Raw genomic sequence first — 19218 nt, 5'->3', positions numbered from 1 at the left:
GCAATGTTGTAATATCAAAACATCTGCCAAAATTTTAGCAAAACAACATAATATTAGAAAATTTTATGACAATGTTTAAATTTTAACATTTATAAATAGAAAGTTTATATAGAAAAACAACACTATTTGTTATAAAAACAAATAAACATAAATAGAAGAACCTTAGCTGAATACAAAGGTTATATAAGCATCAAAAGAAGAGCAATCGGTATCAATAATCCGAGTACATTAATAATAATCAGAATAATAGAACTGATCTTTGTTTTCGAATAGCTTTTGCTGGCAAAATAGATTGCTCCTATACTAAAAAGCAAACTGCTGACAATAAAAAGGATCAGCAAAAAATCTGAACTCACATTGAATGGTAATCCTAAATAAACAATAATTAAAACAGAATATGCCATTGTAAGATATAAACTGATCACTATATTGTTCAGAAAACGCTGGGGTATTTTATTCTCTTCCATTATTTTTCTTATTTATATTTTTCTACTAAAAACAAAAGTAGATAAAAATTCAAAACTGGAATTATCCCTTAATTGATGAGCTCCCTAACATCCTTGACAAGTCTTTAAAAGAAAAATTTTTAAACAAAAAAAAGAGACCATCCAACGATAGTCTCTCTGTTATTTTATGTAAGAATATTTAGAATAATTCTTTTCTGATGATGTTCTGACTTCTTTCAGGACCTACAGAAACTAAGTATACATTGATTCCTAAGTATTTCTCAATAAACTCGATGTATTTCTGAGCAGTGTCAGGAAGCTCATCATAGCTTCTTGCTTTTGTAATATCTTCGCTCCAACCTGGTAAATCCTGATAGATTGGTTCGTAGTTGTATAATTTTTCTGTTGAAGAAGTGAAATAATCAATGATTTTTCCATCTTCAGTTTTGTAATGAGTTACTACTTTCAGGTTTTCAATTCCTGTAAGAACGTCAAGCTTCGTGATCACTAGATTGTTGATTCCGTTAATCATACAAGCATGCTTCAAAGAAACAAGGTCTAACCAACCTGTTCTTCTTGGTCTTCCTGTAGTAGCACCGAACTCACCACCGATCTGTCTGATTTTCTCACCCAGTTCGTTATCTAATTCCGAAGGGAAAGGTCCGTTTCCTACTCTTGTACAGTACGCTTTTGCTACTCCAATAAGGTTTTGAAGTGAAGTTGGCGGTACACCAGCTCCTGAACAAACACCTCCTGTAGATGGAGAAGATGAAGTTACGTATGGATAAGTTCCGAAGTCAATATCAAGCATTAAAGCCTGAGCACCTTCGAACAATACGTTTTTACCATCTCTGATAGCCTCGTTCAACTCTAATTCAGTATCAACAATTCTGTCCTGAAGTTGCTTTCCGATTGCTAAATATTCGTTGTAGATTTCTTCAACGTCTAACGTTGGTTTTCCGTAATATTTTTCAAAAAGAGAGTTCTTAACTTTTAAGTTTTTCTCGATTTTGTCTCTTAAAATCTCAGGATTTAAAAGGTCTACCATTCTGATCCCGATTCTTGCAATTTTATCTTCATAACAAGGTCCGATTCCTTTTTTGGTAGTTCCGATCTGAGTTCCTCCGTGCTCCTCTTCACGGTAAGTATCCAAAAGGATGTGGTAAGGCATGATCACATGCGCTCTTCTGCTGATAAAGATGTGATCTGACCTCAAGCCTTTGCTCTCGATCTGACCCACTTCTTTAATAAAAGATTTAGGGTTTACCACTACTCCATTCGCAATGATACATTTCCCTTTGCATTGAAGAACTCCTGAAGGAAGAAGGTGTAGAACGAATTTTTCATCACCTACATAAACCGTGTGACCAGCGTTGTCTCCACCCTGGAAACGTACTACATAGTCCGATTTTGCTGATAAAACATCCGTGATTTTTCCTTTGCCTTCATCTCCGTACTGAAGACCTACAACTACATAAGTTGACATATTTTACTTTTGTTTTTAGATTCGTGCAAAATTACTTTTAAAAAATTGGGTGAGCAAATTTGTGATGGATTTTATTTTTGGGTGGATGGAAATTGTGGGGTTAAAGTATTTTATTGCTAACATTTATTTTTATATTTGAATTAATCTAACTTTAAATATGGAAATACTTTTATACTCTATACTACCAACAACTTTAGGTACGCTGATTACATTATATTTAACTGAAAAAATTAAAGGAAATGTAAAAGTACGTTTGACGAAAAGCTTGAGAACTTAAAAAAAGAACATTCTATTGAAATTGCGAATTTTCAAGCAGAAATAAATTTTCTAAAATCTAAAGAGAATTTTAAATTCACTAAGTTACATGAAAAACGATTTTTAGTTCTTGAAGAAAGCTATAAATTACTTAATAAAACTGTCAGTAAAATTAATCAATATATTTCTCCGGCAAAGTTTATCCCTGAAAACATTACTACTACTCAGAATGAAGATAATCACCAACAGGAATTCTTAGAAGCTCATAAAAATTTCACAAATCATTTTGTTGACAACAGAATATATTTTAATCAAGAATTAGAAGCTTTGGTAGAAAGTTATATTTCTGAAATAGGAGAGATTTACGATGATTATTTCCAAAATCATTTTTTGAGAAAAATGGATACTCAACCTGATCGTGATATAAGAATGAAAGCTTTTTCCGCTTATAAAAAAGTACCTGAAAAATTACTCCCAATAAAAAAAAGAAATTGAAAGAAATGTTAGAATTTATTAGAAAATTGATAAACTAAACAACAATGTCATAATGAAAAAGAATGCTCTAGTAATTTTAAAAAATGAATTAATAAAAGGAGAAAAATCAGGCTTCATAAAAAACTTCAACCGCAAAAACTTCTTAAATAATCTTCACAAAAAATACTTAAAATAAAAATGCAAGAAAACTCCAAAAATGAATTTTTAAAAATTGCCAAAGAATATGTATTAAATAATGCTGGAGATCATGTTGAAGTTAGTTATACAGAAGATCATGATGACCTCTTCGTTTTTGGTTACCAGGCAAAGGATAAAAAGGTGAAACTTGTGGGACAAGGTCCAATAGTTCTTGTAAAGAAAGATGGAAGAATAATTGAATATGGAAGTGCTACAGGTATAAAACAAGCTCTTATTGAAGTAATTAATAAATTAAATAAGGAAAGATTAATAAGAATATATTATAAAGATTATGATATTTGGAATGGTAAATATAATTTAATAATCAATGAGGTTGATGATTATTGGGAGGAAATAATGGGTATTGGAGAATTAATACTTGAGGAATTAGTAAATATTTTATTAAAACATAAAATTTATAATTCTTCTCTTTATGATAGTAATAATCCAGAGAGTTATTATTATACTAAAGAGCAGTTGGAAAAAGCTCTAAAACAACCTCCACTAATATTAGAGAGACATTTTTGTGAAAAATTAGAAGATCTTCTTGTTGATCTTATTGACACAAATATGTATTTTGATTGGACATTATCAGAAACTAAATAATTATCATCATCAAGCCTAACAGGTTTTAAAAACCTGTTAGGTTTAGAGTTTGCAAAAACATATCTTTAATCATCCTCCCAAAACCCTACCCAATGAGCTCACTACAAAAATCAGAATACCTACCTGCAACCACAGACGATCAACCCCAACTCTTTTACACTTTATTTTATCCGGAAGCAACTTCTGTGAAAGCCACCTTACAAATCGTTCACGGAATGCAGGAACACAGTGGCAGATATTCAGAAATTGCAGAATATTTTGCCAATCATGGAATTGCTGTATTGACGTATGATCATTTGGGACACGGAAAATCTGTAAAAGAGAAGAAAGATATTGGTTTCTTCCAGATTGAAAAACCGGACGAAAGGCTTGTTTCTGATGCAGAGATGATGGCAGATCATCTTGCTGAACAATACCCGGATGTTCCTCATTTTATTTTGGGACATTCTATGGGATCTTTTATTACGCGCTGTCTTCTTCAAAAGGCAAGCAGTAAATTCTCAGGAGCTATCATTACAGGAACTGGTGGGCCTTTGCCGGGAATAGATGTATTGAGAGGTTATTTATCATTAACCAATACCATCGCTCCCCGTCATCGTACTTTCTTGAATTCTGTTTTTACGAGTGTCAATAACAAATATTTTAAAAAGGATAAAGATTTCAGTGATACCAGCTGGCTGAGTGTCAATACAAAAAACAGAAAAGCTTTTGAGCAGGATGAACTTTGCGGAATTCCATTCACTCACAATGCTTTTTATACTTTATTTACCATTTATAAAAAAGCTACAGCGAGAAACTGGGCTTCATCTATTTCCAAATCCTTTTCATTTTTATTTGTAAGCGGGCAGAATGATCCGATTGGTGATTTTGGAAAAGGTGTGATGCAAACTGTCAACAACTTAAAAGCTGACGGTTTCCAGCATGTAGACGTAAACATCTATCCGGAGATGCGCCATGAGATTCTGAATGAAGAAATAAGAGAGGAAGTTTTGAATGGAATTTATAATTGGATTTTAGAAAATTAAGAAGTTCGCTGACTGTGTATATTTTATCAACTAATCAAAGGAATTACTATTTTAGAGCACTGAAAAAACAAAACCAATCACCGTGACTATAGAAGAACTTATAAAAGACAAGGCAGTAAAATCAAAGGAAAAGGTAGACATCATCAGCAAATGGGTCATTGATGCTTCTTTACCGACAGATGAACTGATTGCTTTCGCTAAAAAATCAAAAGATCCTGTAAAAGCAACCTGCATTGAAGCCTTGGAATATGCTACAAAACAGAACCCCAATCTTGCAGATGAAACCGTATTTTCATTTGTTTCCAAAACCCTTACTGAAAAAGCACCACGAATAAAATGGGAAAGCGCCAAAGTAATTGGCAATACCGCACATTTATTCACAGAAAATCTGGATAAAGCCATCACCAATCTGTTAACTAATACAGAACATGAAGGAACTGTAGTACGCTGGAGTGCAGCATTTGCATTGGGTGAAATTTTAAAGTTGAAGACTAAGCATAATACAAATCTGTTTCCTACTCTTGAAGACATTTGTGAGAAGGAAGAGAAAAACAGTATCAAAAAGATTTATCTGGATGCGATTAAGAAAACGAAGAAATAATCTTTTTAATTCATAGAAAATAAAATCCCGGAAATTGATTTCCGGGATTTTTTATGATAGGTTTTGGCTAAAGCCGATGGAATTTTGTTTATATGTAAAGTATGAATATAGTCCTTATTCCAATAAAACCTCATTACTCACCCCAATCTCGTTCAGGAAAACTTCATCATGGGAAATGACTAAAAGAGTTCCATGATAATCTTTGATAGAATTAGTGAGAATTTCTACATTCTGAAGATCTAAGTTATTGGTTGGTTCATCGAGGATGATCATATCCGGAGCTTTATTGCTGACGGAAAGTCCACAGAAAAGCAGTCGCAAACGTTCACCACCACTCAGAACTCCGCATTTTTTATCCCATGTATCTTTTCCAAATAGAAATCTGGATAGTAATGTCTTCACTTCGGATTCCTGTAATGCACTGTCATTGAAAGTCTGAACAAAATCATAAAGTGTTGATTCATGATCAATCATAGAATATTCCTGATCAATGTAAATGCTGTTGAATGCTGCCCTGTTTACTTTCCCTTCTGAAGGTTCAATGTTTCCCAACAAAAGCTTGATTAACGTTGTTTTCCCGGAACCGTTTGGCCCTTTCACTGAAATTCGATCTCCGCTCCGCAATTCAAAACTGATATTTTCTTTCCAGAGTCTTCCCTTTCCATAAGTGAAATTAATATTCTCAGCAGCGACAAGAATTTTCCCTGAATGCAGATTGGAATCATTAAAATTGACTTTCATCTGATCAGAATTCTTTAAAGAGGAACGCAAATCTCTCAGATCACCTGAAATTCCGCTGATTTTCTCAGCGTGTACACTTTTCAGTTTTGAAGTATTTTTCTCAGCATTATTCCGAAGGGTATTTATCATAATTCTCGCTACACCGGATTTTTCCTGCTTCCCTTTACCTCTTGAATCCAGCTTTTGTTTTCGTTCCAGTGTTTCTCTTTCCTTTTCTTTTGCTTTTTTCAAAGCCCGTTCTTTTGAGTGAATGTCATTTTGTAAAGCTTCCCCTTCTATTTCTTTTTGTTCTGCATAGAAATCGTAATTCCCACCATAGGTTGCAATTCCCTGATTACTTAACTCAAATATTGTATCAACAAGATTGAGTAAAGTACGGTCGTGGCTTACGATAACCACTGTTGAATTCGTTTTATCAATAAGATCATACAGCAGCTTCCTTCCATCAAGATCCAGATGATTGGTAGGTTCATCCAGGATGATAATATCAGGCTGGTTAATCTGAATTCCGGCAAGAAAAACTTTGGTCTTTTGACCGCCGCTCAAGCCTTCCAGTTTTTGGGTTAATTCAAAATTCTCGAGTCCCCAATGTTCCAGAGCTTGATGAGATCGTTCTTCAATATCCCAGTCATCGTTGAGCATTTCAAAATAAATTTCATCCACTTCTCCATTCGTAATTTTTTGAAGAGCATTTAGTTTCTGATCTATTTTAAGACATTCAGCGATGGTAAGGTGATTACAATTTCCGAACATTTGGGGTACATAAAAAATATCACCCTGAATATTGATAGAGCCGTTTAAGGGTTGTATTTCGCCCGCAATTATTTTCAGCAGGGTCGATTTTCCCATGCCGTTGCTTCCCACCAAAGCAGATTTGATGGAAGACTGTATTGTTAAATTGATATGATTAAATAGAAGATTTCCTCCCGGAAACCCAAAGGATATATTTTGCAGTAAAATCATGATTTCTTTCTTAATAATTGTTGAACACCAGCAACATCTTTGTTGCCTTTTTATTGAATCTGAAAGAAATGATATCCTACATGTCTGTATTGTTGGGTTTTGAAAGAACAAAGATACTCATTTTTCGGAATATTCATTTTTCATTAATAATCAAGACATTTATCATCCTTTTCTTCTGTCCCATTTCAAACACCTGTTTATTTTTAATCATTTCCGGAATTCTATTTTGAGGCTATATCATTCTATCTGGTAAAGAGCCTCTACTTATTATTATTTAAACAGGCTTCATCATCCTATTCAATTCTACCGCTACAAAACCAATAAACTTTCAAACTGATAAAAACAGGAAAGTATTTTAATCAAAAATCCGTAACTTTGCGAACTACTAAAAATTTTATGGAAAGCATTAAAGTTCACGACAAAACTTTCGTTCCTTATTTAAAGGATGCCGAAATTCAGGAAATTGTAAAAGAGACAGCGTTAAGAATTTATGAAGATTACAAGGATGAGGTTCCTGTTTTCATTGGTGTATTAAATGGAGTGGTGATGTTCTTCTCAGATCTTTTAAAATATTACCCAGGGGAATGCGAAATTGCCTTCATTCAAATGAGTTCTTATGTAGGAACAGAATCTACAGGGATTGTTTATCAGAAAATGGAGCTTACTAAAGAAGTGAAAGACCGTCACATTATTCTTGTAGAAGATATTGTAGATACAGGAAATACGGTTGAAAGTCTTTTCAAATATTTTAAGGAAACACAACGTCCTAAATCTGTAAAACTGGCTAGTTTCTTATTGAAACCTGAGATTTACAAGAAAGATTTCAAACTGGATTACATTGGAAAAGAAATTCCAAACAAATTTGTACTTGGATACGGACTGGATTATGATGAGTTAGGAAGAAACCTACCGAATTTATACCAGTTGGAAGACGGACAAATCAACCATTAAACGCTGTTGGCTATTAGCTGATAGCTTTTAGCTTAAAAATTATCTAAAGAAATAAATTTAATAATAACTTAAAAAAGCTGAAAGCAAAAAAGCAAGCCGCCAAAAGCCACGAGCCAGAAGCAAAAATGCCCATTGCCGGAAGCGTATCAACATTATGATAAACATTGTTCTGTTCGGCCCTCCAGGAAGTGGAAAAGGAACACAAGCTCAGAATCTAATCGAGAAATTCAATTTAAAACAGGTTTCAACAGGTGATCTTTTCAGATACAATATGAAAAATGACACTGAACTTGGAAAACTGGCTAAGTCATACATCGATAAGGGAGAATTGGTTCCGGATCAGGTAACAACAGATATGCTGATCGACGAGATCAAAAAACCTACTGATACCAACGGTTTTATTTTTGACGGATATCCAAGAACAACTGCTCAGACAGAAGCTTTGGAAACAATCGTTAAAGAAGTATTGAATGACGATATTGATATCTGTCTTTCATTGGTAGTAGAGGACAAAATTTTGGTTGAAAGACTTCTGAAAAGAGGAGAAACCAGCGGAAGATCAGACGACAGCAATGTAGAGATCATCGAAAACAGAATTAAAGAATATTATACTAAAACAGCAGAAGTTGCCGAGCTTTATAAGCAGCAGGGTAAATATGTAGAGGTAAACGGTGTTGGAGAAATTGATGAGATTTCCCAAAAACTTTTCGCTGAGGTAGAGAAAATTAAATAATCGGGATATGGGCACGGGATAAAATTTCGTCCCGTAGCCTGTAACTTGCAACACAAACTATATGTCTAACTTTGTAGATTACGTAAAGATCCATTGTAAAAGCGGACACGGAGGTGCTGGTTCTGCCCACCTTCGCCGTGAAAAGTATATTCCTAAAGGCGGTCCTGACGGAGGTGACGGAGGTCGTGGCGGACACGTCATTATGAGAGGAAATGCTAACGAATGGACTTTGCTTCCCCTTCGATACACCCGTCACATAAAAGCAGAACGAGGTGAAAACGGAGCGAAAAACCAGCTGACCGGAGCTGACGGTTCTGATATTTATATCGATGTTCCTATTGGGACTATCGCTAAAAATGAAGATGGCGAAATTATCGGAGAAATCCTTGAAGACAAACAGGAAATCATTTTGATGCAGGGAGGAAAAGGTGGAAAAGGAAACGAACATTTCAAATCCTCTACCAACCAGACTCCAAGATATGCACAACCCGGAATGGATGGTGAGGAAGGCTATGTGGTCTTCGAACTTAAAATTTTGGCGGATGTAGGACTTGTTGGGTTTCCAAATGCTGGAAAATCTACACTTTTAGCGTCTGTTTCCGCGGCAAAACCAAAAATTGCCAATTACGCTTTTACCACTTTGACTCCTAACCTTGGAATCGTGGATTACAGAAATTACAAATCTTTCGTAATGGCTGATATTCCTGGGATTATTGAAGGAGCCGCAGAAGGAAAAGGCTTAGGACACAGATTCCTGAGACATATTGAAAGAAACTCTATCCTTTTATTTTTAATTCCGGCTGATTCTGAAAATCATTTCCAGGAGTTTAAAATTCTTGAGAATGAATTAAAAGAATACAATCCTGAATTGTTGGATAAGGATTTCATTGTTTCCGTTTCAAAATCTGACCTTTTGGATGATGAGCTGAAGAAGGAAATTGCAGCAGAGTTCCCGGAAAACAAACAGCCTCTGTTCTTCTCAGGTGTTACCGGAGAAGGTCTTATGGAGCTGAAAGATGCGATCTGGAAACAATTGCACGGATAGAAATACATTGATTTATCAGTTTTATTTTGAAAATAGAACTGCATCATAAAAAAACAGTCTCAGATTTACTCTGAGGCTGTTTTTATTTATACAATTTCTTCCACTCAATATTTTAAACCATTAAGAAGGATGTAAGAAATAAAGTATAGTTAAGATAAATCATTCTGATTTCTTAAGCATAAAGCGAAGCTTATCTTCATATTATTAACACCTTAATATAATCTTAATGGTTCAAAAAAACAAAGGGTTAAACAATTTTCCTTTTTTATATTTAACATAAAAACATAGTAAGATGAAGACTTTTGGAACAATTATTGGAAAAACTTTTTAAATTGAAAAAACTATGAAATATTTGCTGGCCATTTGTGCATTTATGTTTTTGACATCCTGTACAACTTCTCAAAAAGTAAACTCAAAATATACTACAATTGAATATGAAGCAACTCCCTGCTTTGGATTCTGCCCTGTTTTTAAAATGACAATCAATCCGGACAGAACTGCGGTTTTTGAAGCAGAACACTTTAATTTTAATGATAAACCTTCTAAAGATGAGTTTTCGAAGCCTCGTGAAGGAACTTTCAAAGGAACAATTAAAGAAGAGGATTATAATAAACTGATCAGTTTGCTTGATGGGTTAAATGTAAAAAGCTTACATGATAAATATGGAGAACACAATATTACTGATCTTCCCACCTCTTATTTAAGAATAAAATTAGCTGACGGAACGTCAAAAAATGTGGAAGACTATGGAAAACGTGGAAGCGAAAAGCTTTCGGAGGTGTATCAGTTTTTTGAGAATTTAAGAAAGAATCAACAGTGGGCTAAAGTAAAGTAGATTATATTTACTTTTTTTTGAATTCAAAATAAGTTTTTACAATAAAAGATGGCTGCTCATATCCGGACGGCCATCTATTTTTATGATCAGCAAGCCAAAAAAAGAGATAAAAAATTCTTAATTTTTTTTAAACTACCTTTGCAGAATGTAATTCTTTCAGACTGAAGGAATTTTTATTTAAATTTTAAAATAATTCATTTGAATTTTACAGACTTAAACTTAATAGAACCTATTGCAAAAGCAATCCAGGAGCAGGGATATACGACTCCTACTCCTATCCAGGAAAGATCTATTCCTGATATTCTGGAAGGCAGAGACTTTTTAGGTTGTGCGCAGACAGGAACAGGAAAGACTGCTGCTTTTTCCATCCCTATTCTACAGAATTTATCCAAAAATAAAATTCCCAATAAACATATAAAAGCGTTAATCCTTACTCCAACCAGAGAACTGGCTATTCAGATTGAGGAAAATATTAATGCCTACGGTAAATATCTTCCATTAAAACAGCTTGTTATTTTCGGAGGCGTAAAACAAGGAAACCAGGAAGCTGCTTTGAGAAAAGGAGTTGATATTCTGGTAGCAACACCGGGAAGACTTCTTGACTTTATCGCACAGGGAATCATCAGCCTGAAAAATCTTGAGATCTTTGTTCTTGATGAGGCAGACAGAATGCTGGATATGGGCTTTGTACATGATGTAAAAAGAATCATTAAACTTTTACCCCAGAGAAGACAGACTTTATTTTTCTCAGCAACAATGCCAACCGAAATTCAAAAGCTGGCTAACTCTATCCTTAATAACCCTGTAAAAGTAGAGGTAACTCCTGTTTCTTCTACCGCAGATACCATCAAACAATCCGTTTATTTTGTTGAAAAAGAAAATAAACTGGATCTGTTGACCCACATTCTTGAAAATGATATTTCAGATTCGGTACTGGTATTTTCAAGGACGAAACATGGTGCTGATAAAATTGCCAGAAAACTTCAGAAAGACAATATTTCTGCAGAAGCTATTCACGGTAATAAATCTCAGAATGCGAGACAAAATGCTTTGAATAATTTCAAGTCTGGAAAAACAAGAATTCTTGTTGCCACAGATATTGCAGCACGAGGAATTGACATTGATGAACTAAAATTTGTGATCAATTTTGAGCTTTCCGATGTTTCTGAAACGTATGTACACAGAATCGGAAGAACAGGAAGAGCCGGAGCTGAAGGTAATTCTATCTCTTTTGTTGACGGACTCGATCTTTTAAACCTAAAGAATACGGAAAAACTGATCGGGAAGAAAATAGATGTTATCAAAGAGCATCCTTTCCACACGGACAATCTTGTTGCTCAGAAAAGGGATTCTAATAACAAACCTTTTAATGCAGGTGGTGAGAAACCTAAAACAGGCAGCAATAATAACTCAAGGCCGAATAACAACCGTAAAAAAACTTCTGCGGGCGCTTCGGTAGGATTTAAAAAGCCTAAAAATAAGAACTTCACAAGAAAGAAATAAAAAAACAAACCCCTTTTCAAATGTTGGAAAGGGGTTTGTTTTTTTATTTTAAAATTAAAGTTTTATTACCTAAAAAGATTCTTTGCATTTTCTGTTGTAATTCGGTCTATCTCAGAAAAATCTTTTCCATAGATATTCACAAGCTTTCCGGCTATGAGATCAAGATATGAGCTTTCATTTCTTTTCCCTCTGTGGGGAACCGGAGCTAAATAAGGAGAATCTGTTTCCAGAACAATTTTATCCAAAGGAATCTCGTTCAGAAACTGATCTATTTTCCCATTTTTAAAGGTTACTACTCCACCGATTCCTAGAATAAAATTAAGGTCGATAGCATGCTGTGCCTGTTCCAGGTTTCCGGAAAAACAATGGAAGATTCCTCTTAGTTTCGGATGTTTTTTTCTTTCCAATACCTCGAATGTTTCATCAAAGCTTTCTCTTGTATGGATTACGATCGGAAGGTCTTTTTCTATCGCCCAGTCAATCTGTTGTTCAAAAGCTTTCACTTGAATATCAAGTGTTGTCTTATCCCAATACAAATCAATTCCGATCTCTCCTATTGCAGGAAAGTGTCTTTGATCAAGGTAATTTTTTACAATTTCAAGTTCTTTTTCCCAAGATTCTGGTTTTACATAACAAGGGTGCAATCCCATCATTGAAAAAATCTGTCCCGGATATTCTGTTTCCAGCTGCAGCATTTTCTCATGAGATTCTGAATCGATGGCGGGAAGATAGAATTCAGTAATTCCTTTATCTAAAGCTCTCTGAATAGCTTCTTTTCTGTCTTCATCAAATTCTTCTGCGTACAGATGTGTATGTGTATCAATCATTTTATTTAAAATTTCAATAGATCTTCGTAAGGATTTTCAAGTCCCAGCAACATTCCGAAAGCGGGTTCTGTCTTTATTCCCTGTTTTTTAAGTTCTATTATTTTTTGTTTAAATTTTTCTCCTTTTTCCTGCAATATTTTGTATTCAGCAACCATATGAAGATAGGCGTTCTGCTGTGTTGTGGGCTTATTCTGTCCAAAAATTTCGATAGGAAAGCCTTCCAGCATAAAGTTTAAGGTAATACACTTTTCACCGTTTACAATGGGATATTCTGCTTCTACATCGTTAGAAATGAGCTAACAAAATAGTAAGTCATCCAAAAAATCTTGTTTATATTTTAAATCTACTTCGAAAATAATATCCAGATCGCTTCCTTTGATGTCAATTTCTATAGGAACAGTTCCTGCTAAAATGGGAGAATAGTCCTTCATTTTCTCCAAAATGCGATATTTTGTCAGAATTTCGTAAGCCTTTTTCTGTCTTTCATTTCCGTTCTTCAGATAATCAATCTCAGTAAAATCGATCATTTAAAATATTTTATGTTTTACCTTTTTACGCTGCACTTCAATTCTTTGATCCAGCTTTTCTCTGAATTCTATAAATTTCGGATCTTTCTTATCACTGGTCTTATGTTCCAGAGCTTTAACAATCTTAAAATTTTCTTTGATAAAATCCTGGGTTTCTTCTGAAAAATAAGACTTTCCAAACTTCTCAAAAATATAATTGACCGCCTGCGTGCTGGGATGAATCATATCTTCTTTGTAAAAACGGTAATCCCGAAGATCATCCATCAAAATTTCATAAACAGGCAGATAATGGCAGTCTTCAAACATGGAAATAGACTCATGAATTGCCGTAATCAGCTTAGATTTGCTTAACTGATTTTCTACCATTCCATCCTTTGTATGCCTTACAGGTGATACGGTAAACAGAATCTGTACTCCTTCTTTACAAATATCTTTAAGATCCAGAATAGTCTGGTAAATTGAGCTCGTTAATTCCTGATGGGAAAGCAGTCTTTTCTCAAAAAACTTCTGCGGAATTTTATGGCAGTTGGCCACCAGTTTTTTCTTGGGAAGGAATTCATATATAAATGAGGATCCGTAGGTGATAATGATCCAGTCAGCTTCCTGAAGAAAGGCATTTCCGGCTTCAATAGCTCCATTAATCTTATCTAAGGTCTGATGAATATATCGGGTATCAAAACTGGTGTGGTGATCCAGAGAAATATATTCTTCGTTGTAAGTGATTAGTTCCTCTTCCTCATAAAATGCAGAATCATGTAATCTGTTTATCGCATAATTGATGGAAAAAGGGTTAAAAATAGTCCCAAAAGGGTTATTAAGGGTCTGAAGTTGTCCGTCTTGCAGTAAATCTGTCATCTCAGAGGCAAAACATGATCCTATTGAAAATATTTTATCTTCAATCTCAATCTTCTTTTCTGATGCGGGAATATCAACTTCTGTTCTGAATTTCATTGTATAGGGATTAGATTGCAGAGAATAGGTTGCAGGTAAATTGCTGCCTGCCACCTACCCTCTGCTACCTATATTAACTTTCTCTTCTCAACAAATAATTTGCCAGTTCGATAAATGGTTTTTTCTTTTCTTCCGGAACGTCTATTTTCTGAAGATAGCTTTGTCCGATTTCATTATGTTTTTCAATCAAACGTAATGCTTTTTCATCCACTTTTGTTCTTCTGAAAATCTTTTCTACGCCGTATACTTTGTCAACATTTTCAGTCTTTTTAGAATACCAGTAATCCAGTTCTTTTCTTTCTTCATCTGTTGCATGTTCTCTTGCTAACAGATACAGAACGGTTTTCTTGTTTTCGTAAATATCTCCGGCATGTTTTTTTCCAAACTGCGCCTGATCTCCGAATACATCAAGATAATCATCCATAATCTGGAATGCAATTCCAATATGTTTTCCGAAATTGAAAATGGCTTTTGCATCTTTAAAATCAGCTCTTGCAATCAAAGCCCCGATTTCAAAAGAGGAAGCACTCAAAACTCCGGTTTTATAAGTAATCATTCTGATATAATCATCAAAAGTAACATCCTTCTGAGTTTCAAAATTGATATCATACTGCTGTCCTTCACATAACAGAAGTCCGGTATGGGTAAATATTCTGATACATGCTTTGAAAATTTCAGGCTCAAGATCTTCAAAAAACTTATAGGCTTTCAACATCAGTCCATCTCCGGAAAGAATACCTACGTTAAGACCGTGCAACGTATGAATGGTAGGCTTATTTCTTCTTAGCGGCGCCTCATCCATAATATCATCATGGATCAGGGTGAAATTATGGAAAAATTCGATAGCCAATGCCGGTTTGATAGCTTGCTTAAGATCTCCTCCAAACATTTCGCATGCCATAAGCACCATGATAGGACGAAGACGTTTTCCACCATGGGAAATAATATAATTCATCGGATCATAAAGCTCCGAAGGTTTATCTTTAAAAGTATATTTAGTGATGGCATCTGCAACAATCTGCTGGTATCTGTCTAAAAATTCCATAAAATCTTATAATTTGAACAAAAATACAATTTTTCAAGGCTTTATAAAACAAAAAACTTTGCCCAAACGGACAAAGTTTATATAAATATATGATTTGTTTTTTTAGAAAACGAAGGTTACTACAAGATAGGTAATTGCTGCTACTATTGCAGAGATTGGAATGGTTAGAACCCAAGCCCAAAGTAAGCTCACTGTGATCCCCCATCTTACTGCTGAAATTCTTTTCGTTAATCCCACCCCGATGATAGAACCTGTAATCGTATGGGTAGTAGATACAGGAATACCAAAGTGGTCTGTGATGAATAAGGTAATAGCACCTGCAGTTTCTGCACTTACTCCTTCTAATGAAGTTACTTTCGTAATCTTCGTTCCCATTGTTTTGATGATCTTCCAACCACCGCTCATTGTACCTAAAGCAATGGCAATAAATGATACTAAAGGAACCCAGATATAGTGCTGTGCAAAATAATCAAAACGTCCTGCAGAAGGAATATTCAAATACTGCGCATCCTGAAGCATATTAACGTGATAATAAATTACCGCTGCTCCAATGATACCCATTACTTTCTGAGCATCATTCAAACCGTGCCCTAAGCTGAACAGTGCAGATGAAGCCAGCTGCAATCTTTTGAAAGATTTGTCTGCTTTGTGTGGATTTGATTTTTTATAAAGATGTACAATAATCAATGTGATAATGATGGAGATAATCATCCCTATAATCGGTGCCATGAAGATGAACAGGAAGATAGGAATAACTTTATCAAACTTTACCACCCCCTGATGAGTTACCTGGCTGAAAGCTTCTTTAGTGGTTTCCCACATCCCAAGCTCTGGCTGAGCTGCAGCCACAGCATGATAATCCATCATGAAAGCATGCATAAGAGCTGCTCCTAAGAAACCTCCAATCAGCGTATGTGATGATGATGAAGGGATCCCGAACCACCATGTCAAAAGATTCCATGCAATGGCAGCGATAAGGCCGGAAAATATAACTTCAAGAGTGATAAAATTCTCGTTAACTGTTTTGGCAATTGTATTACCAATTTTGAATTCTCCAATGATGTAAGCAGCAATAAAGAAAGCTGCAAAGTTCCAAAGCGCCGCCCAAAGTACAGCCTGGAATGGAGTTAAAACTTTTGTAGAAACTATAGTTGCAATTGAGTTGGCAGCATCATGGAAACCATTGATATAATCGAAGATCAGAGCCAGCGCAATAATAACTATAAGTAAAATCGGAAATTCCATTTTTTGCTATGTATTAGGCGTATTTAATCATGATGTTCTCAATTGTATTGGCAACATCTTCTGCTTTGTCTGTTACAATTTCAAGGTAGTTCAATACAGATGAAACTTTAATAATGTTGATCGCATCATTGGTTTCAAATAATTCTACCATTGAATTGGAAAGCAAATCGTCAGCAATATTCTCAATAGAGTTCACCTTAATACAAGCTTCTTTCACCTGTTCCATATTTTTGAACCCTTTAAGGTTTTTCATAGCATTCTGAATTTCAAGACATGCTTTGTGGATCAATAAAGAGAAGTCTGAATAAGCCTTCATCTCAGGTGATTTGTAAAGGAAAATATATTTTGTGGAAGCGTAGATATAGTCAGCAATATCATCTAGTCCTGTTGCCAATGTGTGGATATCTTCACGGTCAAAAGGTGTAATGAAGTTTTTTCCTAATTCTACGAAAATTTCGTGAGTAAGTTCATCATTCTTGTGTTCGAAGTCGCTCATTTTTTTCAACATAGAATCGTCATTAAGATCGAAATCTTTGATTCCTGCGTTGAATTCTTCTGACATTGCAACTAGATTTTCAGTTACCTTTTCGAAAAGTACAAAGAAGATTTTATCTTTGGGTTGAAAAGCGTGGAAAATATTACCAATTCCCATTTTTTAGTATTTATAATTCGTGTGCAAATTTCCTAAAAAAGGATTGCACGTGAAACTATATAACATTAAGTTTTGTTAACATTCGCTTACATACTGATTATCAAATAAAAAAACCGGCATTAATGCCGGTTTTGTATGGTATAAGAAGAGATTAGTTAGCTACTTCAGCTCTCATATCTTTTCCTTTAAATTTCATTGATTGAATACTGCTTAAGACATTGTCTTTAAACGATTTTTCAACTTCGAAGAAAGAGAATTTTTCTAGAATTTCAATATCACCAATTTCAGCTCTTTTCTTGCTTTTTCCGCCAGCAGTTGCTTTATTGATAATATCCAAAACATCAAGCTTCTTCAATTGGTCTTTTTTTCCAAGATTAAAGAAGAATCTTACCATGTTTTCATCTTTTCTTCTTGGTTTTCCTCCGCGATCTCTGTCTCTTCCACGATCTCCTCTGTCTCTGTCACGTCCGCGATCTCTGCTGTCTCTATCACGTCCACGATCTCTTCTGGAGTAATCATCATCTCTACTGCTCAGTTTCATGTCAGTAAGATCATGCTTATCTTTATAATAAAGAGCAAGGTCTTTCAATTGGAACTGAAGCAACTGGTGCACCAATTCTTCTTTGGTAAATTTGCTTAGATCAGGAATTAAGCTATCATCAAACTCGAAAAGATCTTCGTGCTCCGTCAATAATTTTTCGAATACACCTCCTACCTGAGCTTTGATAATATCTTCACCTGTAGGAATGAATTTTTCGTTAATTTCAATTTTTGTTGTAGATTTAATCTGCTTTAGCTTTCTGCTTTCTTCAGGCTTAATCAAAGCCATAGAAATACCATCTTTTCCAGCTCTACCTGTTCTTCCACTTCTGTGAACAAATACTTCAGGATCATCTGGTAAAGAGAAGTGAATAACGTGAGTCAGAGAGTTTACATCCAATCCTCTTGCTGCAACGTCTGTCGCTACAAGAATATCAATGTTTTTCAATCTGAATTTCTTCATTACCGTATCTCTCTGCGCCTGAGAAAGATCACCGTGAAGAGCATCAGCAGCATATCCGTTCTGCATCAGGAAATCAGCAACTTCCTGAGTTTCCATTCTCGTTCTACAGAAGATAATAGAATACTGATTAGGATTTGCATCGATTAATCTCTTCAATGCCTCTTTTTTCTGGCGGTACCCAACTACATAGTATTCGTGAGCAATGTTCTTCTTCACTTCGTTGATAGAACCTACTGAAATACGGTGTGGCTTTGTAAGGTAATTTTTGGAAATTCTTTCCACTTCTTTATTCATCGTTGCAGAGAATAAGAAAGTTTGTTTAGTTTCCGGAGTTTCGCTTAGAATGGTTTCTAATTCATCTTTGAATCCCATTGAAAGCATTTCATCAGCTTCGTCTAATACTAACCAATGAATAGCAGAAAAGTCTAATGCTTTTCTGTTGATAAGATCAATTACTCTACCTGGAGTTCCCACAATAATCTGTGGTTTATCCTTCAAAGATCTCATCTGCTCTACAATACTACTTCCACCATAAACCGCAGTAGTTTTGATGTCTTTCATATACTTAGAGTAATTCTTTATGTCCTTCGAAATCTGAAGACATAATTCCCGTGTCGGACAAAGCACCAATAATTGGATTTTGCGACTCGTATCGTCAATCATATCCAAAATCGGAAGCGAAAACGCTGCTGTTTTGCCTGTCCCTGTCTGCGCAAGTGCGATCAAGTCGCGAATATCTGAAAGAATAAAAGGGATAGTCTGTTTTTGGATTTCTGTTGGGCTTTCGTAGCCCAGTTCGCCAATTGCCTTAAGAATATCAGGACTTAAATTGGTTTCCGTAAATAAATTCATTAACTATTTTAAAATTTCTGCAAAGATACAATAAATATTTGATTTGTTTTTGAATAAATTTTTAAATATCCAAACTTAAATTCACAATCCTTTAATATTTTTTTTAATTTTTGGAAAATTAAATCCAAAAAAATGAGTCTTAGGTTAAAAAGTTGTTAAACATTGTTTTTTTTTATTGAACTCATCTTGACTTTCTTTTTATGAATTTTTTACAAGCAATAACAATAAAAGCTAAATAATTGAATCCGATCCAG

General features: G+C 34.8%; 17 protein-coding genes and 1 pseudogene. 8 read left to right on the top strand and 10 right to left on the bottom strand.

The window, feature by feature from the left end; all coding sequences use genetic code 11:
* Positions 1 to 179 precede the first annotated feature (179 nt).
* A complete protein-coding gene (locus tag CQ046_RS22030; RefSeq protein ID WP_105704327.1) occupies positions 180 to 467 on the bottom strand; it encodes a hypothetical protein in 288 nt (95 codons plus the stop codon).
* Between the two features lie 178 nt (positions 468 to 645).
* Complete coding sequence (locus CQ046_RS22025) at positions 646 to 1932, bottom strand: adenylosuccinate synthase (protein ID WP_105704326.1); 1287 nt, start codon at positions 1930 to 1932, stop codon at positions 646 to 648.
* A 927-nt stretch (positions 1933 to 2859) separates the two neighbouring features.
* Between CQ046_RS22025 and CQ046_RS22020 the strand changes: the two genes are divergently transcribed.
* The 3 genes from CQ046_RS22020 to CQ046_RS22010 all read left to right on the top strand — a co-directional run bounded on the left by CQ046_RS22020 (position 2860) and on the right by CQ046_RS22010 (position 5091).
* Positions 2860 to 3465 (top strand): hypothetical protein, encoded by a 606-nt coding sequence (locus CQ046_RS22020; RefSeq protein WP_105704325.1) that lies wholly within the window; start codon positions 2860 to 2862, stop codon positions 3463 to 3465.
* A 92-nt stretch (positions 3466 to 3557) separates the two neighbouring features.
* Positions 3558 to 4490 (top strand): alpha/beta fold hydrolase, encoded by a 933-nt coding sequence (locus CQ046_RS22015; RefSeq protein ID WP_105704324.1) that lies wholly within the window; start codon positions 3558 to 3560, stop codon positions 4488 to 4490.
* An 82-nt stretch (positions 4491 to 4572) separates the two neighbouring features.
* Positions 4573 to 5091 carry a HEAT repeat domain-containing protein gene (locus CQ046_RS22010; protein ID WP_105704323.1) on the top strand — a complete coding sequence of 173 codons (519 nt, stop codon included), beginning with the start codon at positions 4573 to 4575 and terminating at the stop codon, positions 5089 to 5091.
* Positions 5092 to 5205: 114 nt separating this feature from the next.
* On the opposite strand, the gene CQ046_RS22005 is transcribed toward CQ046_RS22010, so the two are convergent.
* Positions 5206 to 6795, bottom strand: coding sequence for an ABC-F family ATP-binding cassette domain-containing protein (locus CQ046_RS22005; RefSeq protein ID WP_105704322.1), 1590 nt, complete (start codon positions 6793 to 6795; stop codon positions 5206 to 5208).
* A 396-nt stretch (positions 6796 to 7191) separates the two neighbouring features.
* Between CQ046_RS22005 and CQ046_RS22000 the strand changes: the two genes are divergently transcribed.
* The 5 genes from CQ046_RS22000 (at position 7192) to CQ046_RS21980 (ending at position 11862) form a co-directional block, all read left to right on the top strand.
* Entirely contained in the window at positions 7192 to 7746 is a 555-nt protein-coding gene (locus CQ046_RS22000; protein WP_105704321.1) for a phosphoribosyltransferase, read from the top strand.
* Positions 7747 to 7900: 154 nt separating this feature from the next.
* The gene (locus tag CQ046_RS21995) at positions 7901 to 8479 is read left to right on the top strand and encodes an adenylate kinase (RefSeq protein ID WP_047374143.1); all 579 of its coding nucleotides are present in this window, start codon (positions 7901 to 7903) and stop codon (positions 8477 to 8479) included.
* A 61-nt stretch (positions 8480 to 8540) separates the two neighbouring features.
* Positions 8541 to 9524, top strand: coding sequence for a GTPase ObgE (obgE, locus tag CQ046_RS21990; protein WP_105704320.1), 984 nt, complete (start codon positions 8541 to 8543; stop codon positions 9522 to 9524).
* A 343-nt stretch (positions 9525 to 9867) separates the two neighbouring features.
* Positions 9868 to 10359 carry a DUF6438 domain-containing protein gene (locus CQ046_RS21985; protein WP_105704319.1) on the top strand — a complete coding sequence of 164 codons (492 nt, stop codon included), beginning with the start codon at positions 9868 to 9870 and terminating at the stop codon, positions 10357 to 10359.
* Positions 10360 to 10557: 198 nt separating this feature from the next.
* Complete coding sequence (locus tag CQ046_RS21980; RefSeq protein WP_105704318.1) at positions 10558 to 11862, top strand: DEAD/DEAH box helicase; 1305 nt, start codon at positions 10558 to 10560, stop codon at positions 11860 to 11862.
* 65 nt (positions 11863 to 11927) lie between these two features.
* On the opposite strand, the gene CQ046_RS21975 is transcribed toward CQ046_RS21980, so the two are convergent.
* From CQ046_RS21975 to CQ046_RS21945, 7 genes and pseudogenes are all read right to left on the bottom strand, one after another.
* The gene (locus CQ046_RS21975; protein ID WP_105704317.1) at positions 11928 to 12689 is read right to left on the bottom strand and encodes a TatD family hydrolase; all 762 of its coding nucleotides are present in this window, start codon (positions 12687 to 12689) and stop codon (positions 11928 to 11930) included.
* Between the two features lie 5 nt (positions 12690 to 12694).
* Positions 12695 to 13216: pseudogene (locus CQ046_RS21970) on the bottom strand (DUF4269 domain-containing protein).
* The gene (locus tag CQ046_RS21965; protein WP_105704316.1) at positions 13217 to 14167 is read right to left on the bottom strand and encodes a GSCFA domain-containing protein; all 951 of its coding nucleotides are present in this window, start codon (positions 14165 to 14167) and stop codon (positions 13217 to 13219) included.
* A gap of 73 nt (positions 14168 to 14240) precedes the next feature.
* A complete protein-coding gene (locus tag CQ046_RS21960) occupies positions 14241 to 15212 on the bottom strand; it encodes a polyprenyl synthetase family protein (RefSeq protein ID WP_047374128.1) in 972 nt (323 codons plus the stop codon).
* A gap of 102 nt (positions 15213 to 15314) precedes the next feature.
* Entirely contained in the window at positions 15315 to 16457 is a 1143-nt protein-coding gene (locus CQ046_RS21955; protein ID WP_105704315.1) for an inorganic phosphate transporter, read from the bottom strand.
* Between the two features lie 13 nt (positions 16458 to 16470).
* Positions 16471 to 17109 carry a DUF47 domain-containing protein gene (locus CQ046_RS21950; RefSeq protein ID WP_065393534.1) on the bottom strand — a complete coding sequence of 213 codons (639 nt, stop codon included), beginning with the start codon at positions 17107 to 17109 and terminating at the stop codon, positions 16471 to 16473.
* A gap of 151 nt (positions 17110 to 17260) precedes the next feature.
* Positions 17261 to 18964 carry a DEAD/DEAH box helicase gene (locus CQ046_RS21945; protein WP_105704314.1) on the bottom strand — a complete coding sequence of 568 codons (1704 nt, stop codon included), beginning with the start codon at positions 18962 to 18964 and terminating at the stop codon, positions 17261 to 17263.
* Positions 18965 to 19218 lie beyond the last annotated feature (254 nt).

The sequence above is a fragment of the Chryseobacterium sp. MYb7 genome (genome assembly GCF_002979455.1).
Lineage (GTDB): Bacteria > Bacteroidota > Bacteroidia > Flavobacteriales > Weeksellaceae > Chryseobacterium.
This window is presented reverse-complemented; position numbering and strand designations above follow the sequence as displayed.